Here is a 16,093-nt window from a genome sequence, read left to right as displayed (position 1 = left end):
CCGGTCAGCGCGGCAGGTGGGCCGCTCGGACGGCGAGCAGCCAGCGTTCGGCGGTCTCCTCGTCCGGGCGCTCCGGGAGCGGCGAGCGGACCCTGTCGAACTCCGCCTCGGCGGCCGCCACCAGGGCCTGCGCCTCGTCCAGCGCGCCACCGGCGACCCGCTCGCCGAACGCGCGGAACCACTCCGGGTCGGCGAGGCGGATCTCCAGCACGCCTGTCGCGTACAGCACCCGACCCTGGTGGAGCAGCCGGGCCAGGTGCCGGGCGTGCTTCGCCGAGCGCCGCCGCCCACCGGCGTCGGCGGGCCGGCCGGCGAGCTTGCGGAACTGCTGCGAGGCGTACCCGAGGTAGGCGTCGCGGACCCGGGGCGCGCTGAGGAACGCCGACCGGATCGCGATCAGCTCCTCGCCGAACTCGGTGCGTGTCTCGTAGCAGTCGGCGGGCAGCCACATCAGCTCGGTGGCGGTCGGGTTGCCGCTCAGCGCCAGCAGCGCGTACTTGCGGGCCTCGTGCAGCGTGACGTCCGGGTCGGTGGTGACCACCGACTCGCGGGGCGGGCGCAGGCCGTGGAACGCGACTGTGGGCGCGGCGAACACGCCGATCCGGTCGGTGTCCGAGCCGGGTCCGGCCAGCCCGTACGCGACTGAGCCGACGATCCCGGACAGCAGCAGGTGCATACCGGTGATGATCGCCCATCCGGTTCGTTCGGGAAACCGGACTTCCGTTGTCAGGTATCGCTGACACGGTGGTCCCATGAACTCACCACTGACCGGAACTGTCGCGCTCGTCGCGGGCGCGACCCGGGGCGCCGGCCGGCAGATCGCCGTGCAGCTCGGCGCCGCCGGGGCCACCGTCTACGCCACCGGCCGCACCACCCGCGAGCGCCGCTCCGAGATGGACCGGCCGGAGACCATCGAGGAGACCGCCGAGCTGGTCACCGCCGCCGGGGGAACCGGGATCGCCGTCGCTGTCGACCACCTCGACCCCGAGCAGGTACGCGCCCTGGTCGAGCGGATCGACGCCGAGCAGGGCCGCCTCGACGTGCTCGTCAACGACGTCTGGGGCGCGGACCCGCTGATCACGTGGGAGAAGCCGGTCTGGGAGCAGCCGCTCGACGCCGGTTTCCGCACGCTGCGGCTGGCTGTCGACACGCACATCATCACCAGCCACTTCGCGCTGCCGCTGCTGATCCGCAACCCGGGCGGGCTGGTCGTCGAGGTCGGCGACGGCACCAAGGAGCACAACGACACCGAGTACCGCCTGTCGGTCTTCTACGACCTGGCGAAGGTGTCGGTGAACCGGCTCGGCTTCAGCCAGGCGCACGAGCTGGCCCCGCACGGCTGCACCGCCGTCGCGCTCACGCCGGGCTGGCTGCGTTCGGAGGCGATGCTCGAACACTACGGCGTCACCGAGGCCACCTGGCGCGACGCCGCGGCTACCGAGCCGCACTTCGTCATGTCGGAGACGCCGGCGTTCGTCGGGCGCGCGGTCGCGGCCCTGGCCGCCGACCCGGACCGGGCCCGCTGGAACGGCAAGTCGCTGGACAGCGGCGGCCTGGCCCAGGTGTACGGCTTCACCGACGTCGACGGCAGCCGCCCGCACTGGGCCCGCTACTACGAGGAGGTGGTCAAGCCGGGCAAGCCGGCCGACCCGGACGGCTACCGCTGACCGTCGGCCGGCGGATCGGTGTAGAGCGCCGCCGCGCGGCGGGCCGCCGCGGCGAAGCGTGCCCGCAGCCGCGGCGGCGCCAGCACCTCCGCCTCCGGGCCGAGCGCCAGCAACTGGGTGTACGCCACGTCGATCGACTCGACAGGCAGCCGCAGCACCAGCCGGCCCTGCTCGTCCGGCGGCCCGGCCGCGTCCACCGCCTCGGTGTAGACGAACGGCGCGTCCACCAGGTGCCGCAGCGCCCGCAGCCCGGCCGGGCCGAGCCGCACGGTGACCCGCTCCCGCAGCAGCTCGCGCAGGAACGCGCCGGCCTGCTCCCGCCAGTACGCCCCGAGGTCGAAGTCCTCGTCCCGCTCGAAGCCGTCGGCCCTCACGGCGACCGCCACCACCCGGTCCACCCGGTACGTCCGCCAGGCGTCGCCGACCCGGCCGACCAGGTACCAGACCCCGTTCTTCAGCACCAGCCCGTACGGCGCCAGCACGCGGGTCACCTCCCGGTCCCCGCGCCGGTAGCGCAGCTCCACCATCCGGTCCCGCCAGACCGCCCGGGCCAGCTCGGCGAGCGTCGGCGGCGCCGGGGTCTCCCGGAACCAGCCGGGCACGTCCAGGTGGAACCGCTGCCCGGTACGCGCGGGCGCGTCCCGCAGGCTCGGCGGCAACGCGGCCAGCACCTTCAGTTCGGCGGCGGCCACCGCGTCCGCCAGTCCCATGTCCCCGGCCGGTCCGGGCAGCCCGGCCAGGAACAGCGCCTCGGCCTCGTCCCGGCTCAACCCGGTCAGCCGGGTCCGGTAGCCGCCCAGCAGCCGGTAGCCGCCCGCCCGGCCCCGGTCCGCGTACACCGGGACACCGGCGGCGGAGAGCGCCAGCACGTCCCGGTAGACGGTCCGCTCGGACACCTCCAGCTCGCGGGCCAGCTCGGCGGCGGTCATCGTCTCCCGCGACTGGAGCAGCAGCACAAGCGAGATCAGCCGGGACGCACGCACCGGCCCATTGTGGTGCACCGGCCCACTAGGCTGTGCCGTCGTGAACGCCTCCCGTACGATCGCGCCGGTCACCGGCGCGGCCACCCGCTTCCTCGGCGGCGCCGGGCTGCTGCTGCGCGGCTTCGGCATGTACGTCCGCAGCCCGAAGCTGATGCTGCTCGGCGTGATCCCGGCGCTGATCACCGGAGCGCTCTACGTGGCCCTGTTCGCCACGCTGCTCTACTTCGTGGACGACCTCGCGGGCTGGCTCACCCCGTTCGCCGACGACTGGTCGTCGACCTGGCGCGGGCTGCTGCGCGTCGTCGCCGGGCTGGCGGTCGTCGGGGTCGCCGGGCTGGTCGGCGTGCTCACGTTCACCGCCGTCACGCTGGTCATCGGCGACCCGTTCTACGAGGCGATCTCGGAGCGGGTCGAGAACCGCCTCGGCGGCACCCCCGGTGCGGTGGACGTGCCGTTCTGGTCCTCGCTGCGACGCAGCCTCGCCGACTCGCTACGCCTGGTCGCGCTGTCCGCGCTGATCGGCGTACCCCTGTTCGCCGCCGGTTTCATCCCGGTGGTGGGACAGACGGTGGTCCCGGTGGTCGGCGCTCTGGTGGGTGGCTGGTTCCTGGCGCTGGAGCTGGTCGGCGCGCCGTTCTACCGGCGCGGGATGCGGCTGCCGGACCGGCGGGCGCGACTGCGGGCCGACCGCCCTACCGCGCTCGGGTTCGGGGTGGCGGTCTTCCTGTGCTTCCTGATCCCGCTCGGCGCGGTGCTGGTCATGCCGGCCGCCGTCGCCGGGGCCGCGCTGCTGGCCCGCCGCTCGCTGGGCCAGCCCGTCGAGGAGAGCTGAGATGGACACCGTCCTGATCGAGGGGGACATCACCGCGCAGCAGGTCGACGCGATAGTCAACGCCGCCAACTCGTCGCTGCTCGGCGGCGGGGGAGTCGACGGCGCGATCCACGCCCGGGGCGGGCCGGCGATCCTGGAGGAGTGCGAGGCGCTGCGCGCCTCCCGCTACCCGCGCGGGCTGCCCACCGGCCAGGCCGTCGCCACCACCGCCGGCAACCTGCCGGCCCGCTGGGTGGTGCACACGGTCGGGCCGGTCTTCTCGCCGCGCGAGGACCGCTCGGCGCTGCTGCGCGACTGCTACGCCAACAGCCTGCGCGTCGCCGACGGGCTGGGCGCGACCCGGATCGCGTTTCCGCTGATCTCCGCCGGGATCTACGGCTGGCCGGTCGACGACGCGGTGGCGCAGGCGCTCACCGTGCTGCACGCGGCCACCCCGGAGCACGTCACCGAGGCGCGGCTGGTGCTGTTCGGCGCCGACACGTACGCGACAGCGGTGCGGGTGGCCGCCGGGCTCAGCTGAGCGTGCGCCGGCACGACCACTGGCTGTCCACCGGCCGGTAGCCGAGCCGCTCGTTCACGGCCAGCATCGGCGCGTTCGCCTCGTCGTTCGAGGTGTACGCGGTCCGTACCCCGCGCGCGGCGGCGGCGTGCAGCGCGGCCTGCTTGGTGAGCCGGGCCAAGCCCCGGCCCCGGTACGCGGGCAGCGTGCCGGTGAAGTCCGACCACATCCGGTCGCCGTCCCGCTTGACCAGGCTCAGCGCGACGAGTTCCCCGTCCACCTCGGCGAGCGTGCTCGCCTCCCGGTCCAGCCCCGGGTTGTCCCAGCACTCGTGCCGCCACAGGTCGAAGCCGAGCGCATCAGTCGGCACGTCCCCCGGCTCGTCCCGGGACGACTCGGCGTCGACCCGGTGCACCATGCGCGGGTCGAGCCCGGCGGCGGACACCAGCCGTACGCCCGCCGGCACCTGCGGCATCGGCGGGGCGGTGGTCAGGTCGAGCGCCGAGTAGCGCAACTCCCGGCTGGGTGTGAAGCCGTGCCGCTGCGCGAACGGCAGCGACTCGGTACGCGCGTGGGTGAGCACCCGGGTGGTCCCGAGCGTCCGCAGGTGACCGAGCGCGGTGTCGAACAGCGAGGTGCCGGCGCCTTGGCGGCGGTGCTCCGGATGCACGTGCAGCAGGGCGATCTCGCCCACGCCCGGTGTCGAGGTCTGCGTGTTGCGGAACGCCGACACCCAGCCGACGATCTGCCCGTCCGCCTCGGCGACCCAGCCGGCCCAGCCCTCACCGGGCGGCGGCTCGGCGATCATGCGGCGGGTCGACTCGACGCCGCGCACCAGGTAGGGGTAGACGAGCGCGCGCAACGCCACCACGGCGGGCGCGTCGTCGGGACGGGCGGGACGGATCTCGGCTGCACTCATCGGGCGGACCCTAGACCCGCCGCCACCCGCCCCGCGACCGGTTAACGCGGAGCGGGCTGTTAATAAGGGCCCCCTCCTCTACCTGAGGCGTTAAGAGGGGGCCCTTCCTTACGCGGACTCGCGCAGCACCAACTCCGTGGGGAGCACCAGTGCCTGCTCGACCGTCTCGCCCGCGGCGATCCGCAGCAGTTGCCGGGTCATCGACCGGCCCAGCTCCACTATCGGCTGCCGCACCGTGGTCAGCGGCGGCTCGGTGTACGCGGCCGTCTCGATGTCGTCGAACCCGATCACCGCCACGTCCTCGGGCACCCGCCGCCCGGCCTCCCGCAGCGTGCGCAGGGCGGCGTGCGCCATCAGGTCGGAGGCGGCGAACACGGCGTCCAGTTCCGGGTCGGCGGCGAGCAGCTCGCGCATCGCGGCCGTACCCGACTCGCGGGTGAAGTCGCCGTACGCGACCAGTTCCGGCAGCCCGGCGTCGGCGATCGCGCTGCGGTAGCCGATCAGCCGCTCGATTCCGGCGACCATGTCCTGCGGCCCGGCGATGGTGGCGATCCGCCGCCGTCCGCCCGCGATCAGGTGCTGGACCGCCGTGCTCACGCCGCCTTCGTGGTCGACGTCCACGTACGGCACGTCGGCGCCGTCGAGTGGCCGTCCGCTGCACACCACCGGGATGCCGAGGCGGGCCAGCCGGCCGGGCAGCGGGTCCTCGCCGTGCAGCGAGGCGAACAGCACCCCGTCGACGTGCCGCCCGGTGGTGTACCGCTCGACCCGTTCGTGCCCGGCCGGTGAGCCGGCGAGCATCAGCACGAGCTGCTTGTCCGCCGCCTCCAGCTCCTGCGCCGCGCCCCGGATGATGCCCGGGAACACCTGGTCGTCGGAGAAGACCCGGGTGGCCGCCTCGGGCAGCACCAGCGCCACCGAGTCGGTCCGCTGGGTGACCAGGCTGCGGGCGGCGAGGTTCGGGACGTACCCGAGTTCCTCGACCGCCCGGCGTACCGCCTGCCGGATCGGCTCGGCGACAGTGGTCGAGCCGTTCACCACCCGGGAGACGGTGGCCCGGGACACGCCGGCCAGCCGGGCCACCGCCTCCAGGGTCGGTCGCTGTGCCGTCGTCATCCCCGTAACCACCACCTCGTCACAGCCCGTTCCGGGCGATCACCTCCTGGTACCAGCGGGCGCTGTGCTTTGGTGTGCGCCGCTGGGTCAGGTAGTCGACGTGGACGATCCCGAACCGCTTCCGGTAACCCTCGGCCCATTCGAAGTTGTCCAGCACCGACCATACGAGATAACCGCGCAGGTCCACGCCCCGGGCGATGGCCTCGTGCGCCGCGCGCAGGTGCCCGTCGAGATAGGCGACCCGGTCGGCGTCGGCCACCCCGCCCTGCTCGTCGACGTCGGTGTCCGGAAACGCCCCGCCGTTCTCGGTGATCATCAGGGGCAGCCCGGGGTGGTCGGCGGCCACCCGTTCCAGCAGCCGGGTCAGCCCGGCCGGCTCGATCGACCAGCCCATGTCGGTCAGCGGCCCGGCCGGCGGCAGGAACTCGACGGTCCCGGCGGTGCCCGGGTAGGCGTCGCCGCCCGCGCCGCCTGCCCGCCCGGCCACGTAGGTGGGCGCGTAGTAGTTCAGGCCGAGCAGGTCCAGCGGCGCGGCGATCAGCTTCTCGTCCCCGTCCCTGATGAAGTCCGGCGCGACGATCCGGCCGACGTGGGCCAGCACGTCCGCCGGGTAGCCGCCGCCGGTGAGCGGGTCCAGGAAGATCCGGTTGTGCAGGCCGTCGACCAGCCGGACCGCCTCGGCATCAGCGGCGCTCGCGGCGTCCGCCGGCTGCACGTCGGCCAGGTTGAGCGTGATCCCCAGCGTCTCCACGCCGGCCGCACGCAGCGCCCGCGCCGCCAGGCCGTGGCCGAGCAGCAGATGGTGTACGGCCCGGAACGCGTCACCGGCGTCCCGCCGCCCGGGCGCGTGCACGCCGGAGCCGTACCCGAGGTAGGCCGAGCACCACGGCTCGTTCAGCGTGGTCCAGGTGCGGACCCGGTCGCCGAGGCGGCCGTGCACGGCCAGCGCGTACTCGGCGAAGTGCTCGGCGGTCTCCCGGACGGTCCAGCCGCCCCGGTCCTCCAGCGCCTGCGGCAGGTCCCAGTGGTAGAGCGTGACGATCGGGTCGATGCCGGCGGCCAGCAGCGCGTCGGTCAGCCGGTCGTAGAAGTCCAGGCCGCGCGGCTCCACCGGACCGGTGCCGTCCGGCCGCACCCGGGGCCAGGACACCGAGAACCGGTACGCCCGCAGTCCCAGCTCGGCCATCAGCGCGACGTCCTCGGCGTACCGGTGGTAGTGGTCGCAGGCCACGTCGCCGGTGTGGCCCTGGAACACGGCGCCCGGCGTACGGCTGAAGGTGTCCCAGATCGACGGACCGCGACCGTCCTCGCGGGCGGCGCCCTCGATCTGGTACGCGGCGGTGGCCCCGCCCCAGACGAAGCCCTCCGGGAATCGGACGTTGCTCATGCCTTGACCGCACCTTCCATGATGCCGCCGATGATCTGGCGGCCGAAGACGATGAACACCAGCAGCAGCGGCAGCGTGGCGATGGCCGTGCCGGTGAACACCTGCGACATGTCCTGGTAGTACCCGTCGGACAGCGCCCGCAGCGACAGCTGCACCGTCGGGTTCTCCGGGTCGTTCAGCACCGCGTACGGCCACAGGAAGTCGTTCCAGGTGGTCATGAACGTGAGCAGGCCGAGGACGGCGGCGGCCGGGCGCAGCGCGGGCAGCACCACGTTCCAGTAGATCCGTACGGTGTTGCAGCCGTCCATCCGGGCCGCCTCGATCAGCTCGGTGCTCACCGCCTGGCCCGCGTACTGCCGCATCATGAACACGCCGAAGCCGGTCACCAGCGCCGGCACGATCACGGCGGGCAGCCGGTCGTTCCAGTTCAGCTTCGTCATGAGCAGGTAGAGCGGGATCACGCCGAGCTGGGTGGGGACCATCATGGTGGCGACGATGACCAGCAGCAGCGCGTTGCGCCCGCGGAAGCGCAGCTTGGCGAACGCGAACCCGGCCAGCGTGGAGAAGAACACCACCGAGATCGTGACCGTGGTGGCCACGATCGCCGAGTTGATCAGGCCGGTCAGAAAGTACGCGTCGGTGTTGTCGAACAGCCGGGCGATGTTGGCGCCGAGGTTGCCGCCGGGGGTGAGCGGCGGCGGCACCTGGCCCATCGTGTCGCTGGTCCGGCTGGCCACCACGAACATCCAGTAGATCGGGAAGATCGACAGGACGGCCGAGAGGGTCAGCGCCAGGTAGGTGAGCCGGCTGGCCGACCAGAGGCGGGTCATCGGGAGACCTCCTTGCGGGAGCCGCCGCCGAGCCGGCGCAGGAGCAGGACGTTTATCGCCGCGACCACGGCGATGAGGGCGAACAGCAGCCAGGCGACGGCGGAGCCGTAGCCGAAGTTGTAGTGCGGTGCGAAGGCGTTCTCGAACATGTACATGGTCACCGTCTGCGACTCGCGCAGCGGCCCGCCGCGGATCGCGTTGGTGCCGGAGTTGAACATCCGGGGCTCGGTGAAGAGCTGGAGGCCGCCGATGGTGGAGATGATGACCGCGAAGATGATCGTCGGCTTGAGCAGCGGCACCGTGATGGACCAGAACTGGCGGGCCCGGCCGGCGCCGTCGATCGCCGCCGACTCGTACAGGTCGCGGGGGATGGCCTGCATGGCGGCCAGGAAGATCAGCGCGTTGTAGCCGGTCCAGCGCCAGTCGACCATGGTGGAGATGGCGACCCAGGCGGCGAACCGGTTCGCCTTCCAGTCGATCGCGTTGATGCCGATGTGGTCGAGCAGCCAGTTGATCATGCCGAACTCGCGGCCGAACAGCACCGCGAACACGATCGCCACGGCGGCGGTCGAGGTGACGTTCGGGATCAGCACCGCCATCCGCCAGGTCGTCCGGGCGCGGAGCTGCCGGTTGAGCAGGTTGGCCAGCCAGAGCGCGGCGAGCAGCTGGGGCACCGTGGAGATCACGAATATGCCCAGCGTGTTGACCACCGAGTGCCAGAAGTCCGAGTCGGCGAGCAGCTGGGTGTAGTTGTCGAAACCGACGAAGGGGTGCTCGGCGCCGAGCAGGTCCCAGTCGTGCAGCGAGACCCAGAACGTGTACGCCAGCGGGTACGCCCCGAAGACGCCGAACAGCAGGAAGAACGGGGCGATGAACAGGTACGGCGAGTACTTCGTGTCGAGTCGGCTGAGCCGGTTGCCCAGGCCGGGACGGGTGGGGCGGGGTGCCGGTGCGACCGGCGGGCGGGCGTCGAGCTGGACGGCCATGACCCGGGACTCCTTTCCGCCGTGCGGGCGGCCCCCGTGGCCGGGTGGCCGCCCGCACGCGCTGCTCGGGTTACTTGGCGGCGGCCTTCTCGGCGTTGGCGACCGCGTCGGTCCAGCCCTGCTCCGGTGAGCGCTTGCCCAGCTCCACGCTGCGGACGGCGTTCTCGACCTCGGTGCGTACGGCCTGGTTCTTCGGTCCCATGTAGACCGGCTTCAGGCTCTTGGCGCCCTCGGCGAAGATCTTGCCGACCGGCGCCTCGGAGAAGTAGGCGTTCTTCGAGTCGATGATCGCCGGGTCCTCCAGCGCCTGCGGCGAAGAGGGCAGGGGACCCTTCGCCTTGAACGCGCCGATCTGACCCTTGGCGCTGGTCAGGAACTTGGCCAGCTCGATCGCCTCGGCCTGGTGCTTGCTCTGCTTCGGCACGGCGAGGAACGAGCCGCCCCAGTTGCCGCCGTTGCCGGGGATCTGGGCGATGTCCCACTTGCCCTTGGCGCCCGCGCCCGCGTTGCCCTCGATCACGCCGGTCATCCAGGCCGGGCAGGCGATGGTGGCGAACTTCGACTGCTTGAACGCCGACACCCACTCCTCCGACCAGGAGCCGTACTTGCCGGACAGCCCCGAGTCGATGATGTCCATCGTGGTGTCGTACGCCTGCTTCACCGCCGGGTTGCTGCCGACGACCAGGTTGTTGCTGGTGTCGTAGTAGCTGTAGCCGCTGCTGTTGCCGGCGGTCTGGAGCAGGATCGTGTTGAAGGTGTTCGTCGCGGCGTCCAGGAACGACGCGCCCGTCTTCTTCGCGGTGAACTGCTCGCCGACCTTGATGTAGTCCTGCCAGGTGGGCCAGAGCTTGGACACGGCCTCGCGGTCGGTGGGCAGACCGGCCTTGGCGAACAGGTCGGTGCGGTAGCACATCGCCATGCCGCCGACGTCCGTGCCGAGGCCGATGAGCTGCTTGCCGTCGGCGGTGAGCCCCTGGTTCCACTTCCAGTCGAGGAAGTTGCCCTTCAGGTCGGCCGCGCCGTGGTCGAGCAGATTGACGAAGTTCTGCGGGTTGGCCTTGTACTCGACGAGCAGGCCCTCCTCGATGGCGACCACGTCGCCGGCGCCCTTGCCCGCGGCGAGCCACTGGGTGAGCTTCGGGGAGTACTCGTCGAGGTTGCCGCCCGTGCCCCGCTCGACGATCTTCACGCCGGGGTGGCTGGCCATGTACTCCTGGTAGAGGTCGGCGTAGCCGAACTGGCCGAAGACGTCGACGGTGAGCGTTATCGGCCCGTCGGCGGCGGCATCGTCGCCGCCACCGCAGGCGGTGGTGCCGAGCAGCGCGGTGGCGGCGACCACTGCAACCGCCGCCAAGCGGCGGCGCGTGAAGGTGAGCATGCTGTCCCTGACCTCTCGGGTCGTCGAAACGGGTGGTGGAAGGCGGTTCCGGAACAAAGAGAGCGCTCTCACGACAGCGTGGGGGAGGGCCGTGGACCTTGTCAAGAGAGCGCTCTCAGAGCGGTCCGAAAAAGAGAGGGGCGGTGGCCGCCCCTCTCCGCCAGGTGCCCTGGTCAGCCGACCCGCAGGCCGCCCAGCAACGTACGGTCGCCCGCCACGTCCAACGCGTCAAAGCTGATCCGGCCCATCAGCGCCAGCAGCAGATCGCTCGCCGTGCCGGCCACCTGCGCCCGCGCGCGGTGGTCGTCGTGGTCGAGGATCGTCGCGGTGTCCAGCAGCGCGACGCCCTCACCCCGCAACCGCAGGTACCACTCCTGCGCGGCATCCGTCGCGTTCAGCTGCACCACGCCGTGCCACTGCCCGGGCTGCGTCCGCCGGCCCGCCGGCAGCCAGGTGTCCAGCACCTCGCTCACCCCGTCGGCCGCGAGCTTCGCCTCGATCGGATCACCCGCACCGATCGCGAGCTGGGCGTCCCAGCGGTGCACGGCGGTCTCGTGGGCCAGCCGGCGGGGCCAGAAGGCCGCCTTCTTCGGCTGCGGCGCGAAGTTCCACGCCGGCGACTCCGGGTCCGTCGCCTCCAGCAGCGCGCTGATCCGTTCGTACTCCCGGGTGTACCACTGCGCGGGGGTGAGGTCCGCCGGCGGCTCCGGGTCGTGCCGCTCGGGACGGGTCGGGACGCCGGCGGTCAGCACGGTGCCCGCCCAGACGTACGTGCGGGTCAGGTGATGAGCGAGATCGGTGACCGTCCAGCCGGGACAGGACAGCACGGGTGTCTCGGGCGGCGCCTCCGTAACCGCCGCGGCGAAGGCGGGGCCCTCCGTGCGCAGCGCGCCGATCCAGAAGTCCTTCGTGTGGTGCAGTCTGCTCATCGCCATCCTCCCGGGGGTGACCGGGCCACCAGTGGGTGCTCCGGCTACCCCTCAGCCTAGGGTGAAAGGCGTGTCAGACGTCTACGCCGAACCGGCTACTGCCGGTGACCCGACCGACCCGGCCACCCTGGCGCGCTACACCACGCTCCGGCTCGGCGGACCCGCCGGGCGGCTGGAGACCGCCGAGAACGCCGCCCAGATCGTACTAAAAGTGCAGGAAGCGGAAGCCCGAGAGCAGGCCGTGCTGGTGCTGGCGGGCGGCAGCAACGTCGTGATCGGCGACCAGGGCTTCCCCGGCACCGTCGTGCTCGTCCGCTCCCGGGGGTTCCAGGCCGTCGCCGAGGACGGCGACACCGTCACGGTACGTGTCGAAGCCGGCGAGCCGTGGGACGACCTCGTCGCCGCCACCGTCGAGCGCGGCTGGTCCGGGCTGGAGTGCCTCTCCGGCATCCCCGGGTCGGCCGGCGCGACCCCGATTCAGAACGTCGGCGCGTACGGCCAGGAGGTCGCCGAGACGATCGTGGCCGTCGAGGCGTACGACCGGACTCGCCGCGAGGTGGTGCGGATCGCCGCGGCGGACTGCGGATTCGTCTACCGGGGCAGCATCTTCAAGTACAGCGACCGCTGGGTGGTGCTCACCGTCGACTTCCGGCTCACCCGGTCTCCGCTGTCCGGCCCGGTCCGCTACGCCGAACTGGCCCGGGCGCTCGGCGTCGAGGTGGGCGACCGGGTGCCGCTCGCCGACGCCCGCGCCACGGTGCGCAAACTGCGCGCCGGCAAGGGCATGGTGCTCGACTCGGCCGACCCGGACACCTGGTCGGTGGGCTCGTTCTTCACGAACCCGGTGCTGCCGGGCGAGGTCTTCGAGCAGCTGCGGGAACGCGCCGCCGACCTGGGACAGCCGCCGGGCTGGCCGGGCGCCGACGGCACGGTGAAGGTCAGCGCGGCGTGGCTGATCGACAAGGCCGGGTTCGGCAAGGGGTACGCCGGCCCGGAAGGCGTCGCCATCTCCAGCAAGCACACGCTCGCGCTGACGAACCGCTCCGGCACGGCCAGTACGGCCGCGCTGGTGACGCTGGCCCGCGAGATCCGCGACGGCGTGCAGTCCCGCTTCGGCGTAACCCTGCACCCCGAGCCGGTCCTCATCAACTGCACCATCTGACCCACCCCACCCCACCCCCGCCCGCCCTCACCCCGCGATCTTGCACTTCCGGCCCTCGTTCGGGGCGTTTAACCCGTTTTGCCGAGGCAGGAAGTGCAAGATCAACGCATCGAGGGGCCGGGGAGGGCCCCGCAGGAGGGTGGTTTTGCCGATCTTGGAGTTGTGGCACCTCGCGAACTGCGTTTACCGGGCATTCGAGGCGCCACAAGTCCAAGATCGACGGGGGCGGGGCGGGGCGGGGTGGGTCGGGGTGGGGTGGCGGGCTGGGGGCTTTGGTCAGCGGGGAGCTACGGCGGGCCAGGGGAGCGTGAGGTAGCCGTGGCGCCACGTGCGCGGGGTGTCCTGGATCGGCCAGCCTGACTCCTTCACCGCGTCGGCGGTGCGCAGCCAGCGCTGACGAGGGCCGAACGGGGCGTACCCGGCGGCCGAGCGCCACGCCTGGTCCAGCGCCTCGATCAGTTCGTGGACGCGTTCACCCGGCACGTTGCGGTGGATCAGGGCCTTCGGCAGCCGCTCGGCGAGCGTGGCCGGGCTCTCCAGCGTGGTGAGCTTCGCCGACAGGGTGAGGGTGCGCGGGCCGGTGGCGTCGAGCAGCACCCAGGAGCCGAGCCGTCCCAGCTCGTCGCAGGTGCCCTCGACCAGCAGCCCGCCCGGCGCGAGCCGTCCGGTGACGGTACGCCAGGCGTCGGCCACCTCGCTCTCGTCGTACTGGCGGAGCACGTTGAACGCCCGTACCAGCGCGGGGCGCAGCCCGGCCAGTTCGAAGCCGCCCCGGGCGAACGTCAGCCCGGGCGGGTCGGCGGCGGGCTGAGCGGCGGCCACGCGTACCGGATCGATCTCCAGGCCGACCACGCGCACGTCGGCGCGGACCCCGGACGCCAGCCGGGCGCGCAGCTCGACCGGGGTGACCGGGGTGGCGCCGTAGCCGAGGTCCACCACCAGCGGATCGGCGGCGGCGCGCAGCGCGTCGCCGCAGGTCTCGACGAGCCAGTTGTCCACCCGCCGGAGCCGGTTGGGGTTGGTGGTCCCCCGGGTGGCCACGCCGAGCGGACGCTCCATTAGGACGTCCGGTGCACCTTGTGCTGCGCGGCCTGGGCCAGCGGGCGCACCACGAGCTGGTCGATGTTGACGTGGTGCGGGCGGGTCGCGCACCAGGCGACGCAGTCTGCGACGTCGTCGGCCACCAGTGGTTCGGCGACTCCGGCGTAGACCGCCTCGGCCCGGTCCGCGTCACCGCCGAAGCGGACCAGACCGAACTCCTCGGTCTTCACCATGCCGGGGTCGATCTCGATCACCCGGACGGGCCGGCCGCACAGTTCGAGCCGGAGCGTGCCGGCGATCGCGGTCTGCGCGTGCTTGGCGGCCGTGTAGCCGCCGCCACCCTCGTAGACCACGTGCCCGGCGGTGGAGCTGACGATGATGACGGTGCCGGCGCCGGAGCGCTCCAGCGCCGGGAGCAGCGCCTTGGTGACGCGCAGCGTGCCGAGCACGTTGACGTCGTACATCCATTGCCAGTCGCCCACGTCGGCGGTCTCGACCGGGTCCAGGCCGCGGGCGCCGCCGGCGTTGTTCACCAGCAGCGTGACCGGTCCGGGGGCGGCCTCGGCGGCGGCAGCCAGGCCGGCCACCGAATCGTCCGAGGTCACGTCGCAGGCCACCGCTGTCGCCGCGCCGCCGTCCGCCTCGATCTGGGCGACCAGCGCGGCCAGCCGGTCGGTACGCCGGGCGGCGGCCAGCACGTGGAATCCCTCGGCGGCGAGCCGGCGGGCGGTGGCCGCGCCGATCCCGCTGGACGCCCCGGTGACGATGGCGACTGCAGTCATCCGGCCATTGTCTCCCGTCGCCGGGCCGGTCGGCGGGATGAGGTCCGTCACGCCCGGGACCCGGCGGAAAGCATTTCCGTACCCCGATGGGGAAGATGACATCCGGCACACGGGTTGACCGAGAAGCGCCGGTCGTGCGGGACGGCATCAACCGTGACAGAGGGAGCGGACGTGGCGGAATTGCACACCGGTGTCGGTCGTCAGCGAGGTGCCCTTCCGTGGCCGCGGCCCCGACGTATCGCCACCCTGTCGGTGCACACGTCGCCGCTGCACCAGCCCGGCACGGGTGACGCCGGTGGCATGAACGTCTACATCCTGGAGGTCGCCCGGCGGCTGGCCGAGGCCGACGTCGAGGTGGAGATCTTCACCCGGGCCACCGCCGGTGACCTGCCCCCGGTGGTCGAGGTGGCGCCCGGTGTGTCCGTCCGGCACGTCACCGCCGGGCCGCTGGAGGGGCTGACCAAGGAGGAACTCCCGGGTCAGCTCTGCGCCTTCACCGCCGGAGTGCTGCGGGCCGAGGCCGCCCGCCCGCCGGGGCACTACGACCTGATCCACTCGCACTACTGGCTCTCCGGCCAGGTCGGCTGGCTGGCCAAGGAACGCTGGGGCGTACCGCTGGTGCACACCGCGCACACCCTCGCGAAGGTCAAGAACGCCCGCCTCGCCGCCGGGGACCGTCCCGAACCGAAGGCCCGCGTGATCGGCGAGGAGCAGGTGGTCACCGAGGCGGACCGGCTGGTCGCCAACACCCGGGTCGAGGCCCGCGACCTGCTCGACCGGTACGCGGCCGAGCCGGACCGGGTGGCGGTCGTGGAGCCCGGTGTCGACCTGGACCGGTTCCGTCCCGCCGCGGGCGACCGGGACGCCGCGACCCGGGCCGCGCGCCGCCCCCTCGGCCTGCCGGTCGACGGGTACGTGGTCGCGTTCGTCGGCCGAATCCAGCCGCTCAAGGCGCCGGACGTGCTGGTACGGGCCGTCGCCGCGCTCCGCGAGCGGGATCCGGCGCTGGCCGACGAGCTGACCGTGGTGATCTGCGGCGGCCCGAGCGGCAGCGGCCTGGACCGGCCCACCGCCCTGATCGAACTGGCGCACGCGCTCGGCGTGGCCGACCGGGTGCGGTTCCTCCCGCCGCAGACCGGCGCGGACCTGCCCGCCCTCTACCGCGCCGCCGACCTGGTCGCGGTGCCCTCGCACAACGAGTCGTTCGGGCTGGTCGCGCTGGAGGCCCAGGCGTGCGGCACGCCGGTGCTGGCCGCCGCCGTGGGCGGCCTGGTCACGGCGGTACGCGACGGCGTCAGCGGCATGCTCATCGACGGGCACGACCCGGTCGACTGGGCGCGGGCGCTGGCCCGGCTGCTGCCCGACCGGGTACGCCGTGCCGCGCTGGGCCGGGGCGCCGAGCGGCACGCCCGGGACTTCTCCTGGCACCGCACCGCCTCGGGCCTGCTCGCGGTCTACGGGGAGGCGATCACCGAGCACCGGGCCCGGCTGGCGCGGCGGCTCGGCGAACCGGCCGCCCTGTGCTCCTGGTGATCTCCACCGGCCACCGGGCGGCCCCGGTACACCGGTCGTAGAGTGGGTG

General features: G+C 72.8%; 16 protein-coding genes. 5 read left to right on the top strand and 11 right to left on the bottom strand.

Annotated elements, in window-relative coordinates; all coding sequences use genetic code 11:
• Window positions 1-4: 4 nt before the first annotated feature.
• A complete protein-coding gene (locus tag ACQP26_RS27895) occupies window positions 5-676 on the bottom strand; it encodes a nucleotidyltransferase domain-containing protein (RefSeq protein ID WP_281579656.1) in 672 nt (223 codons plus the stop codon).
• Window positions 677-752: 76 nt separating this feature from the next.
• On the opposite strand from ACQP26_RS27895, the gene ACQP26_RS27890 reads away from it, so the two are divergent.
• Entirely contained in the window at window positions 753-1,667 is a 915-nt protein-coding gene (locus ACQP26_RS27890; protein ID WP_433494391.1) for an SDR family oxidoreductase, read from the top strand.
• Here the strand turns inward: ACQP26_RS27890 and ACQP26_RS27885 are convergent.
• Window positions 1,658-2,650 carry a helix-turn-helix transcriptional regulator gene (locus ACQP26_RS27885; RefSeq protein ID WP_433494390.1) on the bottom strand — a complete coding sequence of 331 codons (993 nt, stop codon included), beginning with the start codon at window positions 2,648-2,650 and terminating at the stop codon, window positions 1,658-1,660. The two genes, ACQP26_RS27890 and ACQP26_RS27885, sit on opposite strands and share 10 nt — an antisense overlap.
• A gap of 40 nt (window positions 2,651-2,690) precedes the next feature.
• Here ACQP26_RS27885 and ACQP26_RS27880 point away from each other — a divergent pair, with 40 nt between their 5' ends.
• On the top strand, window positions 2,691-3,482 hold the full coding sequence (locus ACQP26_RS27880) for an EI24 domain-containing protein (RefSeq protein ID WP_433494389.1): 792 nt from the start codon (window positions 2,691-2,693) through the stop codon (window positions 3,480-3,482).
• Window position 3,483: 1 nt separating this feature from the next.
• Window positions 3,484-4,002 carry an O-acetyl-ADP-ribose deacetylase gene (locus ACQP26_RS27875; RefSeq protein ID WP_433494388.1) on the top strand — a complete coding sequence of 173 codons (519 nt, stop codon included), beginning with the start codon at window positions 3,484-3,486 and terminating at the stop codon, window positions 4,000-4,002.
• Here ACQP26_RS27875 and ACQP26_RS27870 read toward each other — a convergent pair.
• The 7 genes from ACQP26_RS27870 to ACQP26_RS27840 all read right to left on the bottom strand — a co-directional run bounded on the left by ACQP26_RS27870 (window position 3,995) and on the right by ACQP26_RS27840 (window position 11,526).
• On the bottom strand, window positions 3,995-4,900 hold the full coding sequence (locus ACQP26_RS27870; RefSeq protein WP_281579661.1) for a GNAT family N-acetyltransferase: 906 nt from the start codon (window positions 4,898-4,900) through the stop codon (window positions 3,995-3,997). The two genes, ACQP26_RS27875 and ACQP26_RS27870, sit on opposite strands and share 8 nt — an antisense overlap.
• Window positions 4,901-5,008: 108 nt before the next feature.
• The gene (locus tag ACQP26_RS27865) at window positions 5,009-6,016 is read right to left on the bottom strand and encodes a LacI family DNA-binding transcriptional regulator (protein WP_433494387.1); all 1,008 of its coding nucleotides are present in this window, start codon (window positions 6,014-6,016) and stop codon (window positions 5,009-5,011) included.
• A gap of 19 nt (window positions 6,017-6,035) precedes the next feature.
• Window positions 6,036-7,403 carry a GH1 family beta-glucosidase gene (locus ACQP26_RS27860; protein WP_433494386.1) on the bottom strand — a complete coding sequence of 456 codons (1,368 nt, stop codon included), beginning with the start codon at window positions 7,401-7,403 and terminating at the stop codon, window positions 6,036-6,038.
• Window positions 7,400-8,233, bottom strand: coding sequence for a carbohydrate ABC transporter permease (locus ACQP26_RS27855; RefSeq protein ID WP_269703853.1), 834 nt, complete (start codon window positions 8,231-8,233; stop codon window positions 7,400-7,402). The genes ACQP26_RS27860 and ACQP26_RS27855 overlap by 4 nt, the downstream gene beginning before the upstream one ends.
• On the bottom strand, window positions 8,230-9,219 hold the full coding sequence (locus ACQP26_RS27850; protein ID WP_433494385.1) for a carbohydrate ABC transporter permease: 990 nt from the start codon (window positions 9,217-9,219) through the stop codon (window positions 8,230-8,232). The genes ACQP26_RS27855 and ACQP26_RS27850 overlap by 4 nt, the downstream gene beginning before the upstream one ends.
• A gap of 70 nt (window positions 9,220-9,289) precedes the next feature.
• On the bottom strand, window positions 9,290-10,597 hold the full coding sequence (locus ACQP26_RS27845) for an ABC transporter substrate-binding protein (protein WP_043328052.1): 1,308 nt from the start codon (window positions 10,595-10,597) through the stop codon (window positions 9,290-9,292).
• A 173-nt stretch (window positions 10,598-10,770) separates the two neighbouring features.
• Window positions 10,771-11,526: a maleylpyruvate isomerase family mycothiol-dependent enzyme gene (locus tag ACQP26_RS27840; RefSeq protein WP_269703856.1), complete on the bottom strand. Its 756-nt coding sequence runs from the start codon at window positions 11,524-11,526 to the stop codon at window positions 10,771-10,773.
• Window positions 11,527-11,596: 70 nt separating this feature from the next.
• Between ACQP26_RS27840 and ACQP26_RS27835 the strand changes: the two genes are divergently transcribed.
• Window positions 11,597-12,688: a UDP-N-acetylmuramate dehydrogenase gene (locus tag ACQP26_RS27835; RefSeq protein ID WP_433494384.1), complete on the top strand. Its 1,092-nt coding sequence runs from the start codon at window positions 11,597-11,599 to the stop codon at window positions 12,686-12,688.
• A gap of 276 nt (window positions 12,689-12,964) precedes the next feature.
• Here the strand turns inward: ACQP26_RS27835 and ACQP26_RS27830 are convergent, their stop codons facing one another.
• Together ACQP26_RS27830 and ACQP26_RS27825 are read right to left on the bottom strand one after the other, a co-directional pair.
• Window positions 12,965-13,747 (bottom strand): class I SAM-dependent methyltransferase, encoded by a 783-nt coding sequence (locus tag ACQP26_RS27830; RefSeq protein ID WP_433494383.1) that lies wholly within the window; start codon window positions 13,745-13,747, stop codon window positions 12,965-12,967.
• On the bottom strand, window positions 13,747-14,511 hold the full coding sequence (locus tag ACQP26_RS27825; protein ID WP_269703859.1) for an SDR family oxidoreductase: 765 nt from the start codon (window positions 14,509-14,511) through the stop codon (window positions 13,747-13,749). Before ACQP26_RS27825 ends, ACQP26_RS27830 begins: the two co-directional genes overlap by 1 nt.
• Window positions 14,512-14,682: 171 nt before the next feature.
• Between ACQP26_RS27825 and mshA the strand changes: the two genes are divergently transcribed.
• Window positions 14,683-16,044: a D-inositol-3-phosphate glycosyltransferase gene (gene mshA, locus ACQP26_RS27820; RefSeq protein ID WP_433494382.1), complete on the top strand. Its 1,362-nt coding sequence runs from the start codon at window positions 14,683-14,685 to the stop codon at window positions 16,042-16,044.
• The last annotated feature ends 49 nt before the right edge of the window (window positions 16,045-16,093 follow it).

It is taken from the genome of Micromonospora sp. CA-248089 (assembly GCF_050948515.1).
Classification (GTDB): domain Bacteria; phylum Actinomycetota; class Actinomycetes; order Mycobacteriales; family Micromonosporaceae; genus Micromonospora.
The sequence above is the reverse complement of the archived record's forward strand: the minus strand, read 5'-3'. Positions and strand labels throughout refer to the sequence as shown.

Bases quoted from the DNA above. Each gene is read 5' to 3' on its own strand.
- ACQP26_RS27875 (WP_433494388.1), top strand. From the start codon at position 3,484: ATGGACACCGTCCTGATCGAGGGGGACATCACCGCGCAGCAGGTCGAC.
- ACQP26_RS27865 (WP_433494387.1), bottom strand. From the start codon at position 6,016: ATGACGACGGCACAGCGACCGACCCTGGAGGCGGTGGCCCGGCTGGCC.
- ACQP26_RS27850 (WP_433494385.1), bottom strand. From the start codon at position 9,219: ATGGCCGTCCAGCTCGACGCCCGCCCGCCGGTCGCACCGGCACCCCGC.
- ACQP26_RS27895 (WP_281579656.1), bottom strand. From the start codon at position 676: ATGCACCTGCTGCTGTCCGGGATCGTCGGCTCAGTCGCGTACGGGCTG.
- ACQP26_RS27870 (WP_281579661.1), bottom strand. From the start codon at position 4,900: ATGAGTGCAGCCGAGATCCGTCCCGCCCGTCCCGACGACGCGCCCGCC.
- ACQP26_RS27855 (WP_269703853.1), bottom strand. From the start codon at position 8,233: ATGACCCGCCTCTGGTCGGCCAGCCGGCTCACCTACCTGGCGCTGACC.
- ACQP26_RS27825 (WP_269703859.1), bottom strand. From the start codon at position 14,511: ATGACTGCAGTCGCCATCGTCACCGGGGCGTCCAGCGGGATCGGCGCG.
- ACQP26_RS27845 (WP_043328052.1), bottom strand. From the start codon at position 10,597: ATGCTCACCTTCACGCGCCGCCGCTTGGCGGCGGTTGCAGTGGTCGCC.
- ACQP26_RS27860 (WP_433494386.1), bottom strand. From the start codon at position 7,403: ATGAGCAACGTCCGATTCCCGGAGGGCTTCGTCTGGGGCGGGGCCACC.
- ACQP26_RS27840 (WP_269703856.1), bottom strand. From the start codon at position 11,526: ATGAGCAGACTGCACCACACGAAGGACTTCTGGATCGGCGCGCTGCGC.
- ACQP26_RS27890 (WP_433494391.1), top strand. From the start codon at position 753: ATGAACTCACCACTGACCGGAACTGTCGCGCTCGTCGCGGGCGCGACC.
- ACQP26_RS27830 (WP_433494383.1), bottom strand. From the start codon at position 13,747: ATGGAGCGTCCGCTCGGCGTGGCCACCCGGGGGACCACCAACCCCAAC.